This is a genomic window from Streptomyces panacea (assembly GCF_040560175.1).
Classification (GTDB): domain Bacteria; phylum Actinomycetota; class Actinomycetes; order Streptomycetales; family Streptomycetaceae; genus Streptomyces; species Streptomyces panacea.
The window spans coordinates 1-21904 of sequence record NZ_JARJHW010000062.1 but is presented as its reverse complement, the minus strand read 5'-3'; the positions used below and the strand labels follow the sequence as shown (position 1 = coordinate 21904).

Below are 21904 nucleotides of genomic sequence, written 5' to 3'. Positions count from 1 at the left end.
GGAATTGCATGCGAATCCGTGCCACTGTCGCCGTCGCGACCGGTGCCCTGGCTCTGTCCGCCCTCGCCGTGCCGGCCACCCAGGCCGCTCCCGCGGGCGATCGTCCGGGCGTGCCCTCCTACGGCTCCGCCACTCACCAGGGCTCCGCCGCCGCGCCCAAGAGCAAGGCCGGGGCGGACGTCGAGGCCCCGGTGATCAGCAAGGCCGTGGTGAACGGTGGCAAGCCCATCGTCGTCGGCGCCAAGGCCGTCAAGAAGGTCTCCGTCTCGATCACCGCGTCGCACCCGTCCGGCATCCTCGACGCCGACGCGATCATCTGGACCGGTGTCAGCGTGGACGACCCGAACTCCTTCGGGTTCGGCGCGCCCCAGGCCTTCACGTGCAAGGAGACGAACACCACCACCTCCACCTGCACGCAGAACATCGAGATCGACCCGGACTGGCTCCTCAACGGCGACACGAAGACCTGGAACGTCGGCATCTGGGTGAAGTCGAACGACACCTTCAGCGCGCAGAACGACAAGTTCGGCAAGACGAAGCTCCAGCGGCTGTCCAAGCTGGACGTCAACGCCGCCCCCGAGCCGGTGGCGAAGGGCGGCACGATCACGATCACGGGCAAGCTGTCGCGCGCCAACTGGGAGACGGGTACCTACAAGGGCTACTCCACCCAGCCCGTGCAGCTCCAGTTCCGTAAGAAGACCAGCACCACCTACACCACGGTCAAGACGGTCAAGACCTCCACCACCGGCACGCTGAAGACCACTTCCAAGGCCACCGTGGACGGCTACTGGCGCTGGAACTTCGCCGGTACGTCCACCACCCCGGCGGTCGTCCCCGCCGGCGACTTCGTGGACGTCAACTAGTCCACGCGGTTCGTGCGGTTCCAGTAGTTCCAGTAGTTCGAGCGGTCGTACCGAGGGCCCCGCGCGACACGCGCGGGGCCCTTCGCCGTCCCGCCACCCGTCCACGGCGTGGCGCACGGCCGCCGCCGGGCCGGGAGCGCGGCCCTCGCCGGGCCGGCGCCCCCGCCGGGCGCCCTACGCCGGGTACTTCCGGTCCACCAGCCGCCACGCCGCTTCCAGCAGCACCGCGCCCGCGCCCGCGATCGCCACCGCCGTCCAGGGCATCGTCGTGCCCACCAGCTTCAGCGCGAAGAAGCTCTGGAGCGAGGGCACGACCAGCACGACCAGGAAGAGGAACCCCATCGCCAGCACCAGCGCCACCCGCCACCACGTGTAGGGCCGGGCGATGATCACCAGCACCCACATCGAGACGAGGAACAGCGTCAGTGTCGCCGCGCTCGTCTCGGCGGTCAGCGAACCCGACCCGCTGTAGTGCGCGCGGGCCAGCAGATACGTCGTGAACGTGGTGGCCGCGGCGACGACGCCGCTGGGGATCGAGTACCGCATCACCCTGCGTACGAAGTTCGGCCTGGCCCGCTCCTTGTTCGGCGCGAGCGCCAGGAAGAACGCCGGGACGCCGATCGTGAGCGTGGAGATCAGCGTCAGATGCCGGGGCAGGAACGGGTACTCCACCTGCGTGCACACCACCAGGATGGCCAGCAGCACGGAGTAGACCGTCTTCGTCAGGAACAGCGTCGCGACACGCGTGATGTTGCCGATCACCCGGCGGCCCTCGGCCACCACCGAAGGCAGCGTGGCGAAGCTGTTGTTGAGGAGCACGATCTGGGCGACCGCCCGCGTCGCCTCCGACCCCGACCCCATCGCGACGCCGATGTCGGCGTCCTTCAGCGCGAGTACGTCGTTGACGCCGTCACCGGTCATCGCGACCGTGTGCCCGTGCGACTGGAGCGCGCCCACCATCTCGCGCTTCTGCTGCGGGCTGACCCGGCCGAAGACCGAGGCCGAGTCGAGCGCCTGCGCCATCTCCTCGCGGTCGCCGGGCAGTTGGCGCGCGTCGACCGTACGGTCCGCGCCCGGCAGCCCGAGCTTCGCGGCCACGGCGCCGACCGAGACCGCGTTGTCGCCGGAGATCACCTTCGTCGCCACGTCCTGGTCGGCGAAGTACGTGAGCGTCTCGGCGGCGTCGGGGCGCAGCCGCTGCTCCAGCACGACGAGGGCCGTCGGCACCGCGCCGTCCGCCACGTCGGGCGCGTCGAGCGTCGGCGCGCCGTCGACGCGGGCCAGCAGGAGCACCCGCAGGCCCTGCCTGTTGAGGGTGTCGATCCCGTCGAGCGTGGAATCCCCCGCGGGCAGCAGGACGTCGGGCGCGCCGAGGAGCCAGCTCGTCGGCCCGTCCCGGCCGTCCTCCTCGAACGTGGCGCCGCTGTACTTGCGGGCCGACGAGAACGGCAGCGCTGCCATCGCCCGCCACCCCGACTCGTCCGGATACGCGTCGATGATCGCCTGGAGGCTGGCGTTGGGCCGGGGGTCGGACGCGCCGAGGGCGCCGAGCACCTTGCGTACATGACTTTCGTCCGCACCGCCCAGCGGCCGCAGCTCGGTGATGTCCATGCCGCCCTCGGTGAGGGTGCCCGTCTTGTCGAGGCAGACGACGTCGACCCGGGCCAGGCCCTCGATCGCGGGCAGTTCCTGGACGAGGCACTGCTTGCGGCCGAGCCGGATGACGCCGATCGCGAAGGCGACCGAGGTCAGCAGTACCAGGCCCTCCGGGATCATCGGGACGATGCCGCCGATGGTCCGGGCTACGGAGTCCTTGAAGTCGTTCTCCTTGACGACGAGCTGGCTGATGATCAGCCCGATCGCCGTCGGGACCATCATCCAGGTCACGTACTTCAGTATCGTGCTGATGCCGGTGCGCAGTTCGGACTGGACGAGTGTGAAACGCGAGGCCTCCTCGGCGAGTTGGGCCGCGTACGCCTCGCGTCCCACCTTCGTCGCCCGGAACGCGCCGCCGCCCGCGACCACGAAACTGCCCGACATCACCGTGTCGCCGGGACGCTTGAGCACCGGGTCGGCCTCACCGGTGAGCAGCGACTCGTCGACCTCCAGATTGTCGGCCTCGACCATGTCGCCGTCCACGACGACCTTGTCGCCGGGGCCCAGCTCGACGACGTCGCCGAGGACGATCTCGGAGGTGGAGATCCCGGCCGCGACGCCGTCGCGCCGTACGACCGGCTTGGCCTCGCCGATGACGGCCAGACCGTCGAGGGTCCTCTTGGCGCGCAGCTCCTGGATGATGCCGATGCCGGTGTTCGCGATGATCACGAAGCCGAAGAGGCTGTCCTGGATCGGCGCGACCAGGAGGACGATGGCCCAGAGGATCCCGATGAGCGCGTTGAAGCGGGTGAAGACGTTGGCGCGGACGATCTCGGTGGTGGAGCGGCTGCTGCGTACGGGAACGTCGTTGACCTCGCCCCGCGCGACCCGCTCGGCGACCTCCGCGGCGGTCAGCCCGGTGGCGCGGCCTGCCGACTTGGGCAGCTCCCTCGGGTGGACGGGGTCGAGCTCCGCCCCCGCGTCGATGGCGGGGCCGTGCGGCTCGCCGCCGTCCGTGTCGGTCTTCGCCCGCTGAGTCATGAGGTCGACGTTACGGCGGTGAGGGGGCGTTCACCCGCAGGAGGGCCGGAAGATCCGACCGAGGTACGAGAGGTGTGACCACAAGTCCACCCACGGCACTACGCCGTACTACCGCGCGTGGTCGCTGTGTGCCGCCGCCCGCTTGATGGCGGCGTCGCGCCTGCGGACGTACCAGATGCCGATCAGGCCGAGCCCGGCACCGGCCAGACAGGTCCACACCCACCAGAGGTGGCCGTGGTCGTCGAACCAGCCGTAGAAGGGGAGCTGCACGAGGAAGAGGACGAACCAGATGAGGGTGCCGCCGACGATGGTCGGGACGATCGGCCCCTCCAGGGGCTCGGGTGCCTCATGCGTCGGGGTCCATTTGGCCATGACGTCAGTCTATGCGGGGGGTCGGCCCGGCACGGCGTGGGCTCGGGCTGGGCTCGGGCCGGGCTCGGGCCGGGCTCGGCGTGGGCTCCGCGTGGCCTCTCCAGGGGTCCCAGCGAGGGTTCTACGCGCGGAGATAGCGATCACCGGTCCATCTGTTCATACTGAAACGGTTTTGCGAATGGCCTGTTCCGCATGGCCAATTCCGTTCGCTCGAACACCAGTGATCACGACGACTGAGGTTGCGCATGCCCGCCCAGGACAAGGCCACCGCTCCGGTCGCCATCGACCGCTTCTTCAAGATCTCGGAGCGTGGTTCCACTGTCGCCCGCGAGGTGCGCGGAGGCTTCGCCACCTTCTTCGCGATGGCCTACATCATCGTGCTGAACCCGATCATCCTCGGCAGTGCGAAGGACATGTACGGCCATCAGCTCGACGGCGGCCAGCTGGTCACCGCCACCGTGCTGACCGCGGCCTTCGCCACCCTCCTGATGGGCGTCATCGGCAACGTACCGATCGCGCTCGCCGCCGGGCTCGGCGTCAACACGGTCGTCGCGCTCCAGCTCGCCCCGAGGATGAGCTGGGCCGACGCGATGGGCATGGTCGTCCTGGCCGGTTTCCTGGTGATGGTGCTGGTCGCGACCGGGCTGCGGGAACGGGTGATGAACGCCGTACCGACCAGCCTCCGCAAGGGCATCGCCATCGGTATCGGCCTCTTCATCATGCTGATCGGCCTGGTCGACTCCGGCTTCGTCTCCCGTATCCCGGATGCCGCGCACACCACCGTGCCGCTCCAGCTCGGCTCGGACGGACATCTCAACGGCTGGCCCGTGCTGGTCTTCGCGCTCGGCGCGCTGCTCACGCTCGTACTGATCGTCCGCAAGGTGCCCGGCGCGATCCTGATCTCGATCGTGACGATGACGGTCGTGGCGCTCGTCGTCGAGGCGGTCGCCGAGGTGCCGAGCTGGGGCCTGACGACCCCGAAGTGGCCGGGCAACCCGGTGGACAGCCCGGACTTCGGACTGCTCGGCGAGTTCAGTCTCTTCGGCGGCTTCGAGAAGGTCGGCATCCTCACCGGCGCCCTCTTCGTCTTCACCGTGCTGCTGTCCACGTTCTTCGACGCGATGGGCACGATCCTCGGCGTCGGCGACGAGGCGAAGCTGATGGACGAGAAGGGGCGGCTGCCCGGTATCAACCGGGTGCTGTTCGTGGACGGCATCGCCGTCGCGTCCGGCGGCGGGACCTCGTCCTCCGCCGCCACCTGTTTCGTGGAGTCCACGGCGGGCGTCGGCGAGGGCGCGCGGACCGGACTGGCGTCCGTCGTGACGGGCGCGCTCTTCTCGCTCGCGCTGTTCCTCACACCGATCGCGACGATGGTGCCGTCCCAGGCGGCGACGCCCGCACTGGTGGCGGTCGGCTTCCTGATCCTCGCCGGGTCGGTCCGGGACATCGACTGGACCGACTACACGGTCGCCGTTCCCTCGTTCCTGGCGATGGTGACAATGCCGTTCACGTACTCGATCACCAACGGCATCGGCATCGGCTTCATCACCTTCAGCCTGCTGCGGCTGGCGGCGGGCCGGGGCCGTGAGGTGCCGGTGGCGATGTACGTCGTGTCGGCGGTCTTCGTCTTCTACTACGCGATGCCGGCGCTGGGCCTGACCTAGCCGCGCCCGGGGCCCGCGGCGCCGCGCAGGCAGTGCCCCTCGGGCGGCCCCGCTCACGCGGCGCCGTAGAACCTCTCCGTCTCGTCGACGGACGCCCGGAAGCGTTCGTCGAAATCGTCGCGCATGAGCGTCCCGACCACATAGTCCTGGACGCTCATTCCGCGTCTGGCGGCATGCTGCCGGAGCCGGTCGAGCAGCTCACCGTCTATCCGCAGGCTGAGCACTGTCGATCCCATGCCGCCCAGGGTCGGGGGCGGGTACCGGCCCTGGTGTGACTTTCCGCAGTTGTCTCACTCGTACGAGTGAGCTATGCCCGCTCGATGTGTAGCTCGACGCGTCGCGCGATGTGTGGGATCTGTGCGACCTGGTGAGGGAGACGCGTTTTCCGTTTTCCTTAGCTTAGGTAATGAGTTACGCTAAACAACATGCCTGACCTATCCCACGGCGACGACGCGGCCGCCGTGAACGCACTCCGCTCGGCCGTCATGCGGCTGGGCCGGCGACTCAAGCACCAGCGCGTCGACGAGTCGCTCAGCCCGACCGAGATGTCGGTGCTCGGCACCCTCGCCCGCTGCGGCTCGGCCACACCCGGCGAGCTGGCCCGCAAGGAGCACGTACAGCCGCCGTCGATGACGCGCATCGTGGCGCTGCTCGAAGCCAAGGGACTCGTCCGGCTGGAGCCGCACCCCGACGACCGCCGCCAGAAGGTGGTCACGTCGACCGAGACGGCCGAGGCCATGCTCGAAGAGAGCCGCCGCAAGCGCAACGCGTGGCTGACCGCCGTGGCGGAGGGGCTGGACGAGGACGAATGGGCCAAGCTCCGCGCGGCGGCGCCCGTGCTGGAGAAGCTCGCGCACTTGTAACCCCCCCCGGACCACCGCCGTTCCGGCCCGCGCGTTCGCGAGCCCCCACCCCCTTGGAAGCCAGCACGCATCCGCAGGAGAACGTTGTCGACGCCGAGGAGGCGAACCAACTTTGAGTACGGGATCCGGAGCAGACTCCGCCCCCGCACCAACCACCCCCGACCCCATGGAACAGCCCCGCACGAGCATGTTCAGCTCGCTGAAGATCCGTAACTACCGGCTCTTCGCCACCGGACAGGTCGTGTCGAACACCGGCACCTGGATGCAGCGCATCGCCCAGGACTGGCTGGTGCTCACCCTCACCGGATCCTCCACGGCCGTCGGTATCACCACGGCCCTCCAGTTCCTGCCGATGCTGCTCTTCGGCCTGTACGGCGGCGTCATAGCCGACCGGTGCAACAAGCGCACCCTGCTGCTCGGCACCCAGGCCGCGATGGGAATCACCGGCCTCGCACTCGCCGCCCTCACCCTCAGCGGTCAGGTCCAGGTCTGGCACGTGTACGCCACGGCCTTCGTACTCGGCCTGGTCACGGTGGTCGACAATCCGGCGCGGCAGTCGTTCGTGCACGAGATGGTCGGCCCGGACCAACTGCGCAACGCCGTCAGCCTGAACTCCGCCAACTTCCAGTCGGCCCGGCTCGTGGGCCCGGCCGTCGCCGGTGTCCTGATCACCGTGGTCGGCAGCGGCTACGCCTTCCTGTTCAACGGACTGTCGTTCATCGCGCCGCTCACCGCCCTGTTGCTGATGCGCAACTCCGAGCTGCTGAAGGTCGAGCGCACCCCGCGCGGCAAGGGGCAGTTGAGGGAAGGGCTGCGGTACGTCGCGGGGAAGCCCGAGCTGATCTGGCCCATCGTGCTGGTCGGCTTCATCGGCACCTTCGGCTTCAACTTCCCGATCTGGCTGTCCGCCTTCGCGGACGACGTCTACGACGCGGGCGCCGGTACGTACGGCCTGCTCAACACCTTGATGGCGGTCGGCTCCCTGATCGGCGCGCTGCTCGCGGCGCGCCGGGGCACGTCCAGGATGCGGCTGCTGGTGGCGGCGGCGGTCCTCTTCGGCGTGCTGGAGATCGTGACCGCCTTCGCGCCGACGTTCTGGATCTTCGCGGCGCTGCTCGTGCCGGTCGGCATGTGCGGCCTCACCGTCAACGTGACCGCCAACTCCAGCATCCAGATGGCCACGGACCCGGCCATGCGCGGCCGGGTGATGGCCCTGTTCATGATGGTCTTCACGGGCGGTACGCCACTGGGCGCCCCGCTCGTCGGCTGGGTCACCGACACCTACGGCGCCAGGGTCGGCTTCGCGGCCGGCGGCGCGGTCGCCGCGCTGGCGGCGGTGGGTGTGGGCGTGATGCTCGCCCGGGTGGGCGATCTGCGCCTCAAGATCGACCTGCGGAGGGGACACCCGCATGTGACGTTCGTGCCGCGGGAGAAGCTGGCGGCAGCCGCGTGATCGCGGGCGCGGTTGTCGCCGGAGGGACGGGCGGGGGGATGGTCAGTCCCGGGGGAACTCGTCGGTCTTGAGGGTGAGGCCGAGGCTCGTGGCCGTCAGATCGATCTCGGTGCCGAAGTCGACGGTCAGGTGCGAGTGGTAGTCGCCGTCCTTCGGCTCGGTGTAGAGGTGACAGCGGCCGGTGTACGGATCGGCGATCAGGTAGACCGGAATGGCAGCCTTGGCGTACGCGTCCTTCTTCGGGCCGTAGTCCGAGACGGCCGTGCCTTTCGAGATGACCTCGGCGACCCACTCGATGTCCTGGTAGCGCCACCGTCCGCGGCTGTCCTTCTCCGCGTCGTCGGCGAGTTTGGCCACATCCGGGGCGAAGCCGTTCCTGTCCGGAAAGTCCATGCGCACGTCCGACAGCACATTGACGTCCATGCCGAAGCGGTCCTCAAGGGCTCGCACGAGTCTCCGAATGATGTTCCAGTGGATATCCCGTTGCGGCGAAATGAAGATGTTCCCCTCGACGATCTCGACCTTGTATCCCTCGGGGACAGGCATTCGCTCCAGTCGCTCGAACAGTTCGTCCAAGCTGAGCTCTTCACTGGCCATGTCGGTCCTGTCGTCGTCAAGTGCGATAGTCACCGTGGCGCTCCTCCCCGCTGCCGTACGAAATTCGGCAGCCGCGCGGTACAACGATAACCACGGTCACCGGGGCACGCCCGAATGCCAGACTGGCCGCCATGCGTCTCTTCGCCGCCGTACTGCCGCCCGCCCACGCCGGCGACGAACTCGCCGCCGCCGTCGACCGGCGGCTGCTCGGGCTCCCCGGGGCCGACGAGCTGCGGTGGACCGGGCGGGCGGGGTGGCACTTCACGCTCGCCTTCATGGGCGAGGTCGACGACGGGCTGCTGCCCGAGCTGAGCGAGCGGCTGGAGCGGGCCGCGCGCCGTACGGAAGCGTTTCCCCTGCGGCTGCGTGCTGGTGGGCACTTCGGCGGGCGCGCGCTGTGGGCCGGGGCCGGCGGGGGGATCGGGGAGCTGCGGCGGCTCGCCGAACGGGCCGACGCCGCCGCGCGCCGGACCGGGCTGCCGATGGAGGAGCACCGCGCCTACCGGCCGCATCTCACGCTGGCCCGTACGCGGGTCGAGACCGACCTGGGCCCGTACGCGGCGGCGCTCGACGGCTTCGAGGGCACGCCGTGGGAGGTCGGGGACCTGGCGCTCGTACGGAGCAGGCTGCCCGTGGCCGGGGTCCCGGGCGAGCAGCCGAGGTACGAGACGCTGCTGCGCTGCCCCACCGCGAGGTCCGCCGCCGACGGCCGTTAACCTCGACCCGTGGACCCCAAAACACGGAACCGGATCATGGCCGCCGCGCTCGTGCTGATGTTCGTGATCGTCGCCGTGGCGGCGGCGTTCGGCTGAGGCGCGCCCGGCCGATGGCCGGACGCGCCCGACCGGCCACTACCAGGCGAACGCCTCCGGCGACGGCCCCGGACCCGGGAAGATCTCCTCCAGCGACGTCAGCACCTCGTCCGACAGCTCCAGCTCGACCCCGCGCAGCGCGGACTCCAACTGCTCTCCCGTGCGCGGGCCGACGATCGGGCCCGTCACACCGGGACGGGTGAGCAGCCAGGCCAGCGCCGCCTCGCCCGGCTCGATGCCGTGCTTGTCGAGCAGGTCCTCGTACGCCTGGATCTGCTCACGGATCTTCGTGTCCGCGAGCCGGTCGCCCGAGCGCTTCCCGGTGCCGCCCTCGCGCTCCTTGCGGATCGCGCCACCGAGGAGCCCGCCCTGGAGCGGCGACCAGGGGATGACCCCGAGGCCGTACTCCCGCGCGGCCGGGATGACCTCCATCTCGGCGCGGCGCTCGGCGAGGTTGTACAGGCACTGCTCACTGACCAGGCCGTACGAGCCCAGGCGGCGTGCCGTCTCGTTGGTCTGGGCGATCTTCCAGCCGGGGAAGTTCGACGAACCGGCGTAGAGGATCTTGCCCTGCTGGATCAGGGTGTCGATCGCCTGCCAGATCTCCTCGACCGGGGTGTCGCGGTCGATGTGGTGGAACTGGTACAGATCGATGTGGTCGGTCTGGAGCCGCTTGAGGCTGGCGTCCACCGCGCGGCGGATGTTGAGGGCCGACAGCTTGTCGTGGTTGGGCCACGCGTCGCCGTCCGCCGCCATGTTCCCGTACACCTTGGTGGCGAGCACGACCTTGTCGCGACGGCCGCCGCCCTGGGCGAACCAGGTGCCGAGGATCTCCTCCGTACGGCCCTTGTTCTCGCCCCAGCCGTAGACGTTCGCGGTGTCGAAGAAGTTGATGCCTGCGCCGAGCGCGTCATCCATGATGGCGTGGCTGTCGGCCTCGTTCGTGAGAGGTCCGAAGTTCATGGTGCCGAGGACGAGTCGGCTGACTTTGAGTCCGGTGCGTCCGAGCTGCGTGTACTTCATGACTCCACAGCCAACTCCTTCGAGCGCCCTCGAAGCAAGGGCCACTCTCGCCGCGTCTCACCGGAACACCGTGTGTCACACGAATGAGTCGAGCGCGGCCAGTTGCTCGCGGCGCATCGTGGCACTGCCCTTGTGCCCGGCGTCCTCCACGACGACCAGCCGGGCGCCGGGCCAGGCCGCGGCCAGCTCCCAGGCGGTGCCGAGGGGGCCGGCCAGGTCGTACCTGCCGTGGATCAGGACGCCCGGGATCCCCGCCAGCCGTCCCGCGTCGCGCAGCAGCGCTCCCTCCTCCAGCCAGGCGCCGTGGGAGAAGTAGTGCGCGCAGATCCGTACGAGGGCCTGGCGGGCGGTCAGGGGCCGGCCGCTGTACGGGTCGGGGGAGCCGTGCGGTTCCCGCGCGAGCACGGCGTCCTCCCAGGCGCACCAGTCGGCGGTGGCCCTGGCCCGTACGGCGGGGTCGGGGCTCGCGGTGAGGCGCGCGTACGCGGCGAGGAGCCGGGGTGTGTCGGTGCCCGTGCGTGACATGTCCTCACCGGCGGCCGGGGTGCCGGCGGGGGCGGCCGCGTCGTCCTGGGCACCGGCGCGGAAGCGTTCCCACGCCTCGGGGAAGATCTGGCCGGCGCCCCGGTAGAGCCAGTCGATCTCGGAGCGGCGGGTCGTGGTGACACTCGGGATGACGATCTCCGAGACGCGTTCCGGGGGGCGTTCGGCGTACGCGAGGATCAGCGTCGAGCCCCAGGAGCCGCCGTACAGCAGCCACTTGTCGATGCCCAGACGCGCTCTCAACCGCTCCATGTCGGCGAGGAGATGGTCGGTGGTGTTGCGCCGCAGGCCGACGGCGGGGTCGCTCGCGTGCGGGGTGCTGCGTCCGCAGTTGCGCTGGTCGAAGAGGACGACGCGGTAGCGGGCGGGGTCGAAGTACTGCCGTGCGCGCGGTGTGCAGCCGGAGCCGGGGCCGCCGTGCACGACGAGCGCGGGCTTGCCGGCGGGGTTGCCGCAGACCTCCCAGTGGACGAGGTCGCCGTCGCCGACGTCCAGCATGCCGTGGTCGTAGGGCTCGATCGGCGGGTACAGCTCGCCGGGTGGCCGGTCCATGGGCGGTCTCCTTCGGGGGTGGACTGCGTACGCTTGGTCCGGGAGGTACGCCGATGGCCCAGCGGGACGACGACGTGGCGGGCGGTGAGCCGCCCTGCATGCTGGAGCTGGTCTGCGAGGAGTGCGGGCGGCTGAACGACGACCCGGAGTCGGTGGCCTGCGGCGGGTGCGGGCGGGCGCTCGGGCGGGAGTGACGCCGGCGCGGGCGCCCACCCGCTCACGGCCCGCCGGGCCGGTCCTCCGCGTGCGGCCCGAACGCGGCCCGAACGCGTCCGGCGGGGTGGCCGCCCGGTTCACCCTCGCCGTCCGGCGACCGCCTCACCCGCGCCCCGCCCGGTCCCCGGCTCGCCGCGCCGTGACGGCGTACGGCGCGCCCAGCCCCCACGCCTGATGCATCGCGTCGGCGAACGCCCCGGCGAGCAGGTGCTCCCCCGAGGGGCCGGGGTGGGTCCCGTCGTAGGTGTCGCGGTGGATGTCGTACGACGCGGGGCGGGAGGCCGTCAGCAGGGGGGAGGGCGGTTCGTCCAGGTCGGCGACCGCCTTGGCCAGCAGGTCGTTGAAGCGGTCCACCTCTGTGGCGAAGGCCGGGTCGGTGTAGGCACGGGTGTTGGGTATGACGGGCAGCAGCACGATCCGGACGCACGGGTTCGCCGCCCGTGCCTCGGCGATGAACTCCCGTGCGTACAGGGCCGTTTGGTCGCTGTTCGTGTAGAAGCCGAGGTCTATCAGGCCCAGCGATACGAGCAGTACGTCCGCGCGGTGCGCGGCGACCGCCCCGCGGATCACCGGCGCCATGTGCTGCCACCCCTCGCCCCAGCCCGCGAGATGCGGCCACGCCTTCGCGGGGAAGTCGGGGGCGCCGTACGCGTGCGAGACGGGGGGCTGGCCACGGACGTCGGCGCGGGCGTCGGCGTCGGCCTGGGCGTCGTACAGGCCGGTGCGCGGGCCGACGATCGCGTACGGGCCGCCGTACGACGCGTTCAGGTGCTGCCACATCCGGTAGCGCCAGGTGAAGTCGCCGGCGCGGCCGATGGTCATCGAGTCGCCGACGAACATGAAACGCATCGGATCATCATCCCCGATCGTGGGCGGGCGGCCGAGCCCGGCCCGCGAGATGGCAGTCTTGGCTCATGGTCAAGGTCTGTCGCCCGTCCTCGCGTCTCGCCGGCGCCGCAATCGCGGCGGCGGTGCTCGCCCTGTCCGCCCCGGTGGCGTCGGCCGCCCCCGCCGCCGACCCCGACCGGAGCTTCCGGATCACGGACCCGCGGATCACCGAGTCCAGCGGTCTGGCCGCCAGCCGCGCGCACCCCGGCATCTACTGGACGCACAACGACCAGGACAAGCCCCTCATCTACGGCATCGACTCACGCACCGGCGCAACCGTCGCGACGATCACCATGCGCGGGGTCGGGGAGCCCCGCGACATGGAGGCGATCTCCGTCGGCGCGGACGGCGCCGTCTACGTCGGTGACATCGGCGACAACCTCAACGGCAGTTGGGACCACGTCTGGATCTACCGCTTCCCCGAGCCGGAGCGGCTCGCGGACGCGACGGTCGACGCGACGCAGTTCACCGTGAAGTACGCGGACGGCCCGCGCGACGCCGAGGCGCTCATGGTCCACCCCACCACCGGCCGCGTCTACATCGCCTCGAAGAACGAGGACGGCGGCGGCCTCTACGAAGGCCCGGCGAAGCTGACCACGGGCGGCACGAACACCTTCACGCGCGTCGGCGAGGTGCCCTGGGTGACCGACGGCGCGTTCTCGCCGGACGGCGAGGAGCTGGTGCTGCGCTCGTACTTCAGCGCGCGCGGCTACGCGTGGAAGAACGGCCGCCCGGGCGCGGACCACCGCGTCCGGGCCCCGATCCAGGGCCAGGCGGAGTCGGTGACGTACACCTTGGACGGCTCGGCCCTGATGTTCGGCACGGAGGGCACGCGCAGCGAGGTCAACCGCGTCGACATCGAGAAGGGCGGCGGCTCGTCGTCGGGCGGCGGCGGGAGCGCGGGGAACGGCAGCGCGGGTGACGACGCCGGGGGTGACGGCGGTGACGTGACGATCGGCGCGGTGGTGCTCGTGGGCGCGGCGGTGCTGTTCCTCGTGTTCAGGCGCAAGAAGGGAAGCGCCTGACGTACCGGCTCACTCGGACCGGCCGCCGGTGCGCCGCGCGACCAGCACCTCCAGGCCGTCGAGCAGGCGCTGGAGGCCGAACTCGAAGTGGTCGAAGCCGGATCCGAACGCGTCCTCCCCGAGCGCGGCCATCAGCGGGTAGCGCCCGCTGGTCATCACCGCCGACAGGATCGGCTCCTGCGCCTGCCAGAACTCGTCGTCGCTGACGCCGGTCACCTGGCGTGCCTCGACGGAGTGCACCTGGGTGCGGGCGACCCCGGAGACGTAACCGCTGACCATGATGATCACGGAGATCAGCTCCGGGTCGGTCAGCCCCATGTCCTTGGTCCCGGCCAGCATCGACTCCATGCCGCCGACCGCGCCGGGGCCGAGGACGGGCCGGGTCTGGTTGACGGAGAGCAGCCAGGGGTGGGCCCGGTAGAGGGCGAGTTCCTCGCGGGCCGCCGTTTCGACGGTCTTCCGCCAGCCCGGTGGCTCCGCCGCCTCCGGGAGGCGGGCGTTCTCGCCCTGGACGCGGTCCAGCATCAGGTCCACCAGCTCGGCCCGGCCGGGGACATGACGGTAGAGCGACATCGTTCCCGCGCCCAGCTCCGTGGAGAGCCTGCGCATCGAGACCGCCGCGAGCCCTTCGGCGTCCGCGATCCCGACGGCGGCCGTGACGATCCGGTCGAGTGTCAGCCCCGGTTTCGGGCCGCGGGTGGCCCGCTCGCCGGTGCCCCAAAGGAGCTCCATGCTGCGTGACACGTCGCCGCTGCCGCTGCTTTCCGTCGTCGTCATGGCCTCAGCGTAGTGGGCCGGACATTAATTGAGTACTGTGTACGCTCAATGGGTACGCCGTACTCAATTTCTTTGGAGGACACAGTGACCGACTACGCCGTGCGCGCCGAGGCGATCCGCAAGAGGTACGGGGACCGAGACGCCCTCGACGGCTTCGACCTCGCCGTACGCACCGGAACCGTGCACGGGCTCCTCGGCCCGAACGGCGCGGGCAAGACCACGGCGGTGCGCGCGCTCGCCACCCTGCTCACGCTCGACGGCGGGCGCGCGACGGTCGCCGGAGTCGACGTGGACCGCGACCCGCGCACCGTCCGGAGCCTCATCGGGCTCACCGGGCAGTACGCGGCGGTGGACGAACTCCTCACCGGCAGACAGAACCTGGAGATGTTCGGCCGCCTCTTCCATCTCGGCGGGCGGCGGGCCGCGCTGCGCGCCGGGGAGCTGCTGGAGCGGTTCGACCTGGTGGACGCGGCCGGCAAGGGCGTGGGCGAGTACAGCGGCGGCATGCGGCGCCGACTCGACCTCGCCGCGTCGATGATCCTCGCTCCCCGGGTCCTGTTCCTCGACGAGCCGACGACCGGGCTCGACCCGCGCGGGCGCGGCGAGGTCTGGGACGCGGTGCGGGCGCTGGTGGCGGGCGGTACGACGGTGCTGCTCACCACGCAGTATCTGGACGAGGCCGACAGGCTCGCCTCGCACATCACGGTCATGGACCGGGGGCGGGCCATCGCTGACGACACCCCGGCGGCGTTGAAGAGCGCCGTGGGCGGCGATCTGATCGAGGTCGTCGTGCGCGAGGCGTACGAACTCCCGGCGGTGGCCGAGGTGGTGGCACGCGTCGCGGGCTCGACGCCCGGGACGGACACCGAGGCGCGCCGGGTGCACGCGCCGGTCACCGACCGGGTGGCCGCGCTGACGGAGGTGGCGCGGGAGCTGCGGGACCGGGGGATCGCGGTGGAGGACATCGGTCTGCGCGGGCCGAGCCTGGACGATGTGTTCCTGCGGCTGACGGGGCACCGTACGCAGCCGGCTCACGCGACGGCGGCGCGGAAGACCGAGGTGGCGGCATGACCACGCCTGTCGGTCTGACGCCGGAGGGCAGCCACGGCCGCGCCTACTGGGCGGTGGCCGACTGCTGGAATCTCGTACGCCGCAGCCTGACCCACTATCGGCGTCAACCCTCCTTCATCCTCTGGACGTTGGGCTTCCCGCTCGTCTCCGTGCTGCTGTACGGCTATGTCTTCGGCAGCGCCATGAAGGTGCCGGGCGGCGGGGACTACCGGGAGTTCCTGATGCCGGGCATGTTCACCATGACGATGGCCTTCGGCTTCATGAACACCGCGACCGCCTTCGCCACCGACGCGGGCAAGGGCGTCCACGACCGCTTCCGTTCGATGCCGATGGCGCCGTCGGCGGTGGTCACCGGGCGGGGCGTCGTGGACCTGTGCACGGCGGGCGCGGAACTGGCGATCCTCGCGCTCACGGCCCTGGCGATCGGCTGGCGCGCGGACGGCGGCCCGCTCGCCTCCCTGGCGGCCTTCGGCCTGCTCCTGCTGCTGCGCTTCTCGCTGATCTGGGTGGGAGTCTGGCTGGGCCTGGTCCTCCCCGGCCCCGAACAGGCGGGCGGTCTCTTCGCCGTCGCCTTCCCGGTGACGATGATCTCCAGCGTCTTCGTGGCCCCGTCCCTGATGCCGGACTGGCTGGGCGTGGTCGCGGCCTGGAACCCGGTGTCGGCGACGGTGACGGCGATCCGTGAACTGTTCGGCAACCCGGTCGCGAGCGGGGGCAGTTGGCCGGAGGAACACGCAATGCTGCTGTCGGTGGCCTGGCCGGTGGCGATCACGCTGGTGTTCGTCCCCCTGGCGGTACGGAGGTTCCAGCGGCTTAGCCGGTGAGCGTCAGCTCGCTTTCCGGGGCTCCCCGGCCTTGAGCATGGCGGAGACGTCGAGCTTCACCTCGGCGCCGATCGATTCCGGAAGGACGACTTGCTCACCCGGTGCGTGGATGCGGTGGTTGGCGTAGTCGGCTCCGACGGGGTCGGTGAGGACGTGCAGTCGGCTGTGCTTGCGGTCGAGTGCGTGGGCGCCGTCTGCGGGTGGGGTCACGGCGATGACGCCTCCGATGATCTCGACGCGGTAGCCGGGAAGCTGCTCCATGAGGCGGTCGGCTGTCTCGAGCTGGCTTTCCGGCGGGCCGTCCCAGGGGTGCTCAGCTGCTGCGGCAGGCATGCGGGCCTCCTGATGGCTGGTGTCGAGACCATCATCGTAGGCCGCGCAGGGCCCGATACGTCGTGGGTGTGATCGTTCACGTGTATGGGTGACGGCCCCGATCCGATCGAGGTTAGGCTGACCTAACTTCAACGCGGGAGGTCCAGTGGGTCACGGTGGTCACGGCTGGGAGGGCGTTGTCCTCAAGGTGTTCCGGGGGAAGGACTTCACCCTCACCGTCACCGGCGTCGAGGACGTCACCGACGCGTACCGGCGGGTGCGGTTCAGCGACGGGGGGATGCTCGCCGTCTCCGGGGTGCATCCCACCATGTGGGTGCGGCTCTGGTTCGACAACGGGGACAAGCCGCACCAGCGGGCGTACACACTGGTGGACCCCGATCCGGCGGCCGGTACCTTCGGCGTCGAGTTCGCGCTGCACGACGGGCGCGCGAGCGACTGGGCGCGCGGGGCGCGGCCGGGGGACACCGCCGAGGCGACCGTGCAGCGCAGGGAGTTCACGCTGCCCGAGCCGCCGCCCGCGCGGATGTTCCTGATCGGGGACCGGGCCTCGGTGCCCGCGCTGAACTCGCTGCTCGACGCCGCCGGGGCCGCGTCCGCGACCATCTGGGTGGAGACCGCGCACGCCGACGACGAGCGGCTGCCGCTGCGGATACGACCGGACCGGCACGAGGTGCGCCATGTGCCGAGGAGCGACGGCGGGGCGGGGCTGGTCGCCGCGGTCAAGGACGCGCTGCCCGGCCTGGTCGGGGACGACCGGGCCGGGTCGTACGTGTGGATCGCCTGCGACACCGTGACGACCAGGGCACTCGCCTCGTACGTACGCAGGGAGCTGCGCCTGCCCAAACACCGGGTGCACGCGCTCGGCTACTGGCGCCCGGAGCGGTCGGAGCGCCCTGAGCGTGCGGAACGCCCCGCCCGCCCCGCCGGATGAGTCAGAGCTTGTCGATCACGTAGTCGACGCACGCCGTCAGCGCCTCGACGTCCGCCGGGTCGACCGCCGGGAACATCGCCACCCGCAGCTGGTTGCGGCCCAGCTTGCGGTACGGCTCCGTGTCCACGATGCCGTTCGCGCGCAGGACCTTCGCGACCGCCGCCGCGTCGATCTCGTCCGAGAAGTCGATCGTGCCGATGACCTGCGAGCGGTGCGCCGGGTCGAGCACGAACGGCGTCGCGTACTTGGACGACTCCGCCCAGCCGTACAGCGCGCTCGCCGAACTGGCCGTGCGGGCGGTCGACCAGGCCAGGCCGCCCTGGGTGTTCAGCCAGGTCAGCTGCTCGTTCAGGAGGAAGAGCGTGGCGAGCGCCGGGGTGTTGTACGTCTGGTTCTTCAGCGAGTTGTCGATCGCCGTCGGCAGCGAGAAGAACTCCGGCACGTGCCGGCCCGAGCCGTGGACGCGCGCGGCGCGCTCCAGCGCGGCCGGCGAGAAGACGCCGACCCACAGGCCGCCGTCGGAGGCGAAGGACTTCTGCGGGGCGAAGTAGTAGACGTCGGTCTCGGCGATGTCGACCGGCAGGCCGCCCGCGCCGGACGTGGCGTCGACCAGCACCAGCGCGCCCTCGTCGGCGCCCGCGACACGCTTGACGGGCGCGGCGACACCGGTGGAGGTCTCGTTGTGCGTGAGCGCGTAGACGTCCACGCCCGCCTCGGCCGCCGGGTCCGGGTGGGTGCCCGGCGAGGAGGAGATGACGGTCGGCTCGGCCAGCCACGGCGCGAGCTTCGCGGCCTTCGCGAACTTCGACGAGAACTCGCCGAAGGTCAGGTGCTGCGACTTGTTCTCGATCAGACCGTGCGTCGCGATGTCCCAGAAGGCGGTGGAGCCGCCGTTGCCCAGGATCACCTCGTAGCCCTCGGGGAGCTGGAACAGCTCGCGCACACCGTCGCGCACCGCGCCGACCAGGTTCTTCACCGGGGCCTGGCGGTGGGACGTGCCGAGGAGAGACGTACCGGTGGCGGCCAGGGCGTCCACCGCCTCCGTACGCACCTTGGAGGGGCCAGCGCCGAAACGACCGTCGGCGGGCTTGATGTCAGCGGGAATCTGAATATCGGCCACGGGCGGCAGCCTAGACGTTTTCCGTCGGCCGTCAGGGGAGCGGTTCACGTCGTGAGACGTCGTGAGACGTGGTGCGGGGCGGTCGGCGGGGCATCCTGGGGGAATGGCTGAGCACAGCGAGCGGCACGGGAAGCGGGAATCGGCGATGCGTACGGCACCCGGGAAGGCGACGGCATCGGCGGACACCACCGCGCTGGCCCGAGACCTGGCCGCGGCCGTCCGCGGCGAGGTGGACTTCCGCGCCGCCGCCCGCGCCCTGGTCACCATGGACGCCTCCAACTACCGCCGCGTCCCCGTGGGCGTCGTCGCCCCCCGCGACGCGGCCGACGTCGCGGCGGCCCTCGACGTCTGCCGTACGCACGGTGTGCCCGTCGTCCCACGCGGCGGCGGTACCTCGATCGCGGGCAACGCGATCGGCGCCGGCGTCGTCCTCGATCTCACCCGGCATCTTCGCTCGATCGTGTCGGTCGACAGCGAGGCGCGTACCGCCGTCGTGCAGCCCGGCGTCGTCCTCGACCGGCTGCGCGACACCGTCGCACCGCACGGCCTGACCTTCGGGCCCGACCCCTCCACGCACAGCCGCTGCACGCTCGGCGGCATGATCGGCAACAACTCGTGCGGATCGCACTCGGTCGCGTGGGGGACAACCGCCGACAACGTCCACGAGCTGTCCGTTACCACGTACGACGGCGGAGCGCTGCGGCTGGGCAAGGGCTGGGACGGCGCCCCCGCCGGCCTGCGGCCCCTCGTCGAGAGCAACCTCGCCCTCCTGCGCACCGGTTACCCCACCGGCCTGCCGCGCCTCATCTCCGGCTACGCGATCGACGCGCTGCTCCCCGAGAACGGCACCGGCCTCGCCCGCGCCTTCTGCGGCAGCGAGGGCACGCTCGGCGTCGTCACGGAAGCCGTCGTACGACTGGTCGACTCACCGCCCGCGCGGGCGCTCGCGGTCCTCGGCTACCCGGACGAGAGCGCGGCGGCCGAGGCGGCGGCGGGGCTGCTGCCGTACCACCCGCTCACCGTCGAGGGCATGGCCGACGACCTCGTCCCCGGACCGCACGACCTGCCGCGCGGTGGCGCCTGGCTCTTTGTGGAGACCGGCGGCGCCACCGTCGCCGAGGCCCGCGCGCACGCCGAGCGGATCGTGCGCGCCGCCGACGCCCTGGACGGCACGGTCGTCGCCGACCCGGCCGGGATCCGGGCCCTGTGGCGGGTACGGGAGGACGCGTCGGGCACCGCGACCCGCAACGCGGACGGCGGCGAGGCGTGGCCGGGCTGGGAGGACTGCGCCGTACCGCCCGCCCGGCTCGGCGCCTATCTGCGGGACTTCCGCGCGCTGCTCGCCCAGCACGGGCTGCGGGGCACGCCGTACGGGCACTTCGGCGACGGCTGCATCCATGTCCGCATCGACTTCGACCTGTTGAGCGCCGACGGCGTACGGCGCTTCCGCCGCTTCTCCGAGGACGTCGCCGCGCTCGTCGTCGCGCACGGCGGCTCGCTCTCCGGCGAGCACGGCGACGGGCTGGCACGCTCGGAGCTGCTGCCGACGATGTACGGGGACGAACTGACGGCCCTCTTCGGGCGGTTCAAGGACGTGTGGGACCCGGCGGGCGGCATGAACCCGGGCTCGATCGCCCGGCCGGCCCGGCTGGACGAGAATCTGCGCTTCGAGGTCCTGCCGCGCGAACGCGTCGACGTCGCCTTCGCCTACCCGCACGACGGCGAGGTGGACGGTGTCGTGGGCGGGGACTTCTCGGCGGCCGTACGGCGCTGCGTCGGCGTCGCCAAGTGCCGTGTGGAGGGGCCGAGTTCGGGCGCGGGGGTGATGTGCCCGTCATTCCGCGCGACGGGCGAGGAACAGCACTCCACACGCGGGCGCGCCCGGCTGCTGCACGAGATGCTGGCCGGTGAGGTCGTGACGGACGGCTGGCGCTCGACGGAGGTCAAGGACGCGCTCGACCTCTGCCTGTCCTGCAAGGGCTGCCGCAGCGACTGCCCGGTGGGCGTCGACATGGCCACGTACAAGGCCGAATTCCTGCACCACCACTACGCGGGCCGGCGGCGGCCCGCCGCGCACTACGCGATGGGCCGGCTGCCGCGCTGGCTCCGGGCCGCCGCGCCGTTCGCGGGCGCGCTGAACGCGGCGGTACGGCTGCCGGGGGCCGCCGCGCTGGCCAAGCGCGTGGGCGGGATCGCCCCGGAGCGCTCGATCCCGCGCCTGGCGCCGAGGACGTTCACGCGGTGGCTGCGGCGGGAGAACCGCGAGCGGGCGGGCGACCCGGCGGTGGTGCTGTGGCCGGACACCTTCACGGAGCATCTGTCGCCGTCGGTGGGCAAGGCGGCGGTCCGGGTCCTGGACGCGGCCGGCGTCCCGCACACGCTGCCGCCGGGCGGGGTGTGCTGCGGCCTGACGTACGTCTCCACCGGCCAGCTCGACCAGGCCCGCACCGTCATGCGCCGCACGCTGGACCGGATGGAACCGCTGCTCGACCAGGCCCTGCCGGTGGTCGTCCTGGAACCGAGCTGCGCCGCCGCGCTCAGGACGGACCTCCCCGAACTCCTCGCGGACGACCCCCGCGCGGCCCGACTCGCCGCGTCGGTACGGACGTTCGCCCAGACCCTGGAGGAGTGCGCCCCCAACTGGCGGCCACCCCGCGTCGACCGCCCGGTCGCGGGTCAGACCCACTGCCACCAGCACGCGGTCATGGGCGACGCGGCGGAGCGCCGACTGCGCGAACGGGCGGGCCTCACCGGCGAGTTGAGCGGCGGCTGCTGCGGCCTGGCGGGCAACTTCGGCTTCGAGAAGGGCCACTACGAGGTCTCGGTGGCCTGCGCGGAGGACCAACTGCTCCCGGCGGTCCGCTCGGCGCCGGAGGGTACGGAACTCCTGGCGGACGGCTACTCGTGCCGTACCCAGATCGACCAACTCGCGGACGGCGGCGCGCGGCACCTCGCGGAGGTCCTGGCGGAGGCGCTGGAGCCGGTCGACGGGCCGGTCACCTGACGCGCCCTCCCGCGCCGACCTCGAACCGCCGCCGTTCCGGGCGCACACAGAGGTGACCACAGAAGGACGTCGTGTCGGAGACGTTCATGGCGGCCTGGTGGCCTGGCGGATGCGGGAGAGGGCGGACGCGGGCGGAGGATCGCCGCGTCCGTGGCTGCTGGGCGTCGCCACCGACGTGGCCCGCGACCACCGGCGGAGCAACCGGCGTCACCGCGCGGCGGCCGCCGCCGCGAACGACGCCCACCCGAGCGAGCTGAACACCGGTACCCCGGACGGGGTGCGGGCGGCCCCGGCGCCTCCGCACCCCACCGGTGCACGGCGCTCCCACCCGCACGG

At 71.4% G+C, this 21904-nt stretch carries 21 protein-coding genes and 1 pseudogene; 12 read left to right on the top strand and 10 right to left on the bottom strand.

What is annotated here, in order from left to right; translation table 11 throughout:
• Positions 1 to 8 precede the first annotated feature (8 nt).
• Positions 9 to 863, top strand: a complete 855-nt coding sequence (locus tag P3L51_RS16975; protein ID WP_354606072.1) for a calcium-binding protein — start codon at positions 9 to 11, stop codon at positions 861 to 863.
• Positions 864 to 1037: 174 nt separating this feature from the next.
• Here P3L51_RS16975 and P3L51_RS16970 read toward each other — a convergent pair whose 3' ends face one another.
• Positions 1038 to 3500 (bottom strand): HAD-IC family P-type ATPase, encoded by a 2463-nt coding sequence (locus P3L51_RS16970; protein WP_354606071.1) that lies wholly within the window; start codon positions 3498 to 3500, stop codon positions 1038 to 1040.
• Between the two features lie 108 nt (positions 3501 to 3608).
• Entirely contained in the window at positions 3609 to 3872 is a 264-nt protein-coding gene (locus P3L51_RS16965) for a DUF2530 domain-containing protein (protein WP_354606070.1), read from the bottom strand.
• Positions 3873 to 4117: 245 nt separating this feature from the next.
• Here P3L51_RS16965 and P3L51_RS16960 point away from each other — a divergent pair, with 245 nt between their 5' ends.
• Positions 4118 to 5536 carry an NCS2 family permease gene (locus P3L51_RS16960; RefSeq protein WP_354606069.1) on the top strand — a complete coding sequence of 473 codons (1419 nt, stop codon included), beginning with the start codon at positions 4118 to 4120 and terminating at the stop codon, positions 5534 to 5536.
• Between the two features lie 53 nt (positions 5537 to 5589).
• Here P3L51_RS16960 and P3L51_RS16955 read toward each other — a convergent pair whose 3' ends face one another.
• Positions 5590 to 5772, bottom strand: coding sequence for a ribbon-helix-helix protein, CopG family (locus tag P3L51_RS16955; protein ID WP_354606068.1), 183 nt, complete (start codon positions 5770 to 5772; stop codon positions 5590 to 5592).
• A gap of 189 nt (positions 5773 to 5961) precedes the next feature.
• On the opposite strand from P3L51_RS16955, the gene P3L51_RS16950 reads away from it, so the two are divergent.
• Positions 5962 to 6399 carry a MarR family winged helix-turn-helix transcriptional regulator gene (locus P3L51_RS16950; protein ID WP_354606067.1) on the top strand — a complete coding sequence of 146 codons (438 nt, stop codon included), beginning with the start codon at positions 5962 to 5964 and terminating at the stop codon, positions 6397 to 6399.
• 112 nt (positions 6400 to 6511) lie between these two features.
• Positions 6512 to 7852, top strand: coding sequence for an MFS transporter (locus P3L51_RS16945; protein ID WP_435594468.1), 1341 nt, complete (start codon positions 6512 to 6514; stop codon positions 7850 to 7852).
• A 42-nt stretch (positions 7853 to 7894) separates the two neighbouring features.
• Here P3L51_RS16945 and P3L51_RS16940 read toward each other — a convergent pair whose 3' ends face one another.
• Entirely contained in the window at positions 7895 to 8449 is a 555-nt protein-coding gene (locus P3L51_RS16940) for a Uma2 family endonuclease (protein WP_354606090.1), read from the bottom strand.
• A gap of 131 nt (positions 8450 to 8580) precedes the next feature.
• Between P3L51_RS16940 and thpR the strand changes: the two genes are divergently transcribed.
• Positions 8581 to 9165 (top strand): RNA 2',3'-cyclic phosphodiesterase, encoded by a 585-nt coding sequence (gene thpR, locus P3L51_RS16935; protein WP_354606065.1) that lies wholly within the window; start codon positions 8581 to 8583, stop codon positions 9163 to 9165.
• 135 nt (positions 9166 to 9300) lie between these two features.
• Here the strand turns inward: thpR and P3L51_RS16930 are convergent, their stop codons facing one another.
• Both P3L51_RS16930 and pip read right to left on the bottom strand, forming a co-directional pair.
• Positions 9301 to 10284 (bottom strand): aldo/keto reductase, encoded by a 984-nt coding sequence (locus P3L51_RS16930; RefSeq protein WP_354606064.1) that lies wholly within the window; start codon positions 10282 to 10284, stop codon positions 9301 to 9303.
• Between the two features lie 75 nt (positions 10285 to 10359).
• Positions 10360 to 11379, bottom strand: coding sequence for a prolyl aminopeptidase (gene pip / locus P3L51_RS16925; protein ID WP_354606063.1), 1020 nt, complete (start codon positions 11377 to 11379; stop codon positions 10360 to 10362).
• 53 nt (positions 11380 to 11432) lie between these two features.
• Between pip and P3L51_RS16920 the strand changes: the two genes are divergently transcribed.
• Entirely contained in the window at positions 11433 to 11573 is a 141-nt protein-coding gene (locus tag P3L51_RS16920; protein ID WP_354606062.1) for a hypothetical protein, read from the top strand.
• 124 nt (positions 11574 to 11697) lie between these two features.
• On the opposite strand, the gene P3L51_RS16915 is transcribed toward P3L51_RS16920, so the two are convergent.
• Entirely contained in the window at positions 11698 to 12444 is a 747-nt protein-coding gene (locus P3L51_RS16915) for a GDSL-type esterase/lipase family protein (RefSeq protein WP_354606061.1), read from the bottom strand.
• A 65-nt stretch (positions 12445 to 12509) separates the two neighbouring features.
• Here P3L51_RS16915 and P3L51_RS16910 point away from each other — a divergent pair, with 65 nt between their 5' ends.
• Complete coding sequence (locus P3L51_RS16910; RefSeq protein WP_354606060.1) at positions 12510 to 13508, top strand: WD40 repeat domain-containing protein; 999 nt, start codon at positions 12510 to 12512, stop codon at positions 13506 to 13508.
• A 9-nt stretch (positions 13509 to 13517) separates the two neighbouring features.
• Here the strand turns inward: P3L51_RS16910 and P3L51_RS16905 are convergent, their stop codons facing one another.
• Complete coding sequence (locus P3L51_RS16905; protein WP_354606059.1) at positions 13518 to 14285, bottom strand: TetR/AcrR family transcriptional regulator; 768 nt, start codon at positions 14283 to 14285, stop codon at positions 13518 to 13520.
• 48 nt (positions 14286 to 14333) lie between these two features.
• Between P3L51_RS16905 and P3L51_RS16900 the strand changes: the two genes are divergently transcribed.
• Together P3L51_RS16900 and P3L51_RS16895 are read left to right on the top strand one after the other, a co-directional pair.
• Complete coding sequence (locus tag P3L51_RS16900; RefSeq protein ID WP_354606058.1) at positions 14334 to 15356, top strand: ATP-binding cassette domain-containing protein; 1023 nt, start codon at positions 14334 to 14336, stop codon at positions 15354 to 15356.
• Positions 15353 to 16180: an ABC transporter permease gene (locus P3L51_RS16895; RefSeq protein WP_354606057.1), complete on the top strand. Its 828-nt coding sequence runs from the start codon at positions 15353 to 15355 to the stop codon at positions 16178 to 16180. The genes P3L51_RS16900 and P3L51_RS16895 overlap by 4 nt, the downstream gene beginning before the upstream one ends.
• Positions 16181 to 16183: 3 nt before the next feature.
• On the opposite strand, the gene P3L51_RS16890 is transcribed toward P3L51_RS16895, so the two are convergent.
• Positions 16184 to 16513 carry a hypothetical protein gene (locus P3L51_RS16890; protein WP_354606056.1) on the bottom strand — a complete coding sequence of 110 codons (330 nt, stop codon included), beginning with the start codon at positions 16511 to 16513 and terminating at the stop codon, positions 16184 to 16186.
• A gap of 145 nt (positions 16514 to 16658) precedes the next feature.
• Between P3L51_RS16890 and P3L51_RS16885 the strand changes: the two genes are divergently transcribed.
• Positions 16659 to 17444 (top strand): siderophore-interacting protein, encoded by a 786-nt coding sequence (locus P3L51_RS16885; protein WP_354606055.1) that lies wholly within the window; start codon positions 16659 to 16661, stop codon positions 17442 to 17444.
• Between the two features lies 1 nt (position 17445).
• Here the strand turns inward: P3L51_RS16885 and serC are convergent, their stop codons facing one another.
• Positions 17446 to 18564: a phosphoserine transaminase gene (gene serC, locus P3L51_RS16880; protein ID WP_354606054.1), complete on the bottom strand. Its 1119-nt coding sequence runs from the start codon at positions 18562 to 18564 to the stop codon at positions 17446 to 17448.
• A gap of 145 nt (positions 18565 to 18709) precedes the next feature.
• Here serC and P3L51_RS16875 point away from each other — a divergent pair, with 145 nt between their 5' ends.
• Positions 18710 to 21568, top strand: coding sequence for an FAD-binding and (Fe-S)-binding domain-containing protein (locus tag P3L51_RS16875; RefSeq protein ID WP_354606089.1), 2859 nt, complete (start codon positions 18710 to 18712; stop codon positions 21566 to 21568).
• 109 nt (positions 21569 to 21677) lie between these two features.
• Positions 21678 to 21904: pseudogene (locus P3L51_RS35995) on the top strand (RNA polymerase subunit sigma); the annotation flags it as partial.

What these genes read in the sequence shown, in the direction of transcription:
- P3L51_RS16975 (WP_354606072.1), top strand. Translation starts at nt 9, where the DNA reads ATGCGAATCCGTGCCACTGTCGCCGTCGCGACCGGTGCCCTGGCTCTG.
- P3L51_RS16970 (WP_354606071.1), bottom strand. Translation starts at nt 3,500, where the DNA reads ATGACTCAGCGGGCGAAGACCGACACGGACGGCGGCGAGCCGCACGGC.
- P3L51_RS16965 (WP_354606070.1), bottom strand. Translation starts at nt 3,872, where the DNA reads ATGGCCAAATGGACCCCGACGCATGAGGCACCCGAGCCCCTGGAGGGG.
- P3L51_RS16960 (WP_354606069.1), top strand. Translation starts at nt 4,118, where the DNA reads ATGCCCGCCCAGGACAAGGCCACCGCTCCGGTCGCCATCGACCGCTTC.
- P3L51_RS16955 (WP_354606068.1), bottom strand. Translation starts at nt 5,772, where the DNA reads ATGGGATCGACAGTGCTCAGCCTGCGGATAGACGGTGAGCTGCTCGAC.
- P3L51_RS16950 (WP_354606067.1), top strand. Translation starts at nt 5,962, where the DNA reads ATGCCTGACCTATCCCACGGCGACGACGCGGCCGCCGTGAACGCACTC.
- P3L51_RS16940 (WP_354606090.1), bottom strand. Translation starts at nt 8,449, where the DNA reads ATGGCCAGTGAAGAGCTCAGCTTGGACGAACTGTTCGAGCGACTGGAG.
- thpR (WP_354606065.1), top strand. Translation starts at nt 8,581, where the DNA reads ATGCGTCTCTTCGCCGCCGTACTGCCGCCCGCCCACGCCGGCGACGAA.
- P3L51_RS16930 (WP_354606064.1), bottom strand. Translation starts at nt 10,284, where the DNA reads ATGAAGTACACGCAGCTCGGACGCACCGGACTCAAAGTCAGCCGACTC.
- pip (WP_354606063.1), bottom strand. Translation starts at nt 11,379, where the DNA reads ATGGACCGGCCACCCGGCGAGCTGTACCCGCCGATCGAGCCCTACGAC.
- P3L51_RS16920 (WP_354606062.1), top strand. Translation starts at nt 11,433, where the DNA reads ATGGCCCAGCGGGACGACGACGTGGCGGGCGGTGAGCCGCCCTGCATG.
- P3L51_RS16915 (WP_354606061.1), bottom strand. Translation starts at nt 12,444, where the DNA reads ATGCGTTTCATGTTCGTCGGCGACTCGATGACCATCGGCCGCGCCGGC.
- P3L51_RS16910 (WP_354606060.1), top strand. Translation starts at nt 12,510, where the DNA reads ATGGTCAAGGTCTGTCGCCCGTCCTCGCGTCTCGCCGGCGCCGCAATC.
- P3L51_RS16905 (WP_354606059.1), bottom strand. Translation starts at nt 14,285, where the DNA reads ATGACGACGACGGAAAGCAGCGGCAGCGGCGACGTGTCACGCAGCATG.
- P3L51_RS16900 (WP_354606058.1), top strand. Translation starts at nt 14,334, where the DNA reads ATGGGTACGCCGTACTCAATTTCTTTGGAGGACACAGTGACCGACTAC.
- P3L51_RS16895 (WP_354606057.1), top strand. Translation starts at nt 15,353, where the DNA reads ATGACCACGCCTGTCGGTCTGACGCCGGAGGGCAGCCACGGCCGCGCC.
- P3L51_RS16890 (WP_354606056.1), bottom strand. Translation starts at nt 16,513, where the DNA reads ATGCCTGCCGCAGCAGCTGAGCACCCCTGGGACGGCCCGCCGGAAAGC.
- P3L51_RS16875 (WP_354606089.1), top strand. Translation starts at nt 18,710, where the DNA reads ATGCGTACGGCACCCGGGAAGGCGACGGCATCGGCGGACACCACCGCG.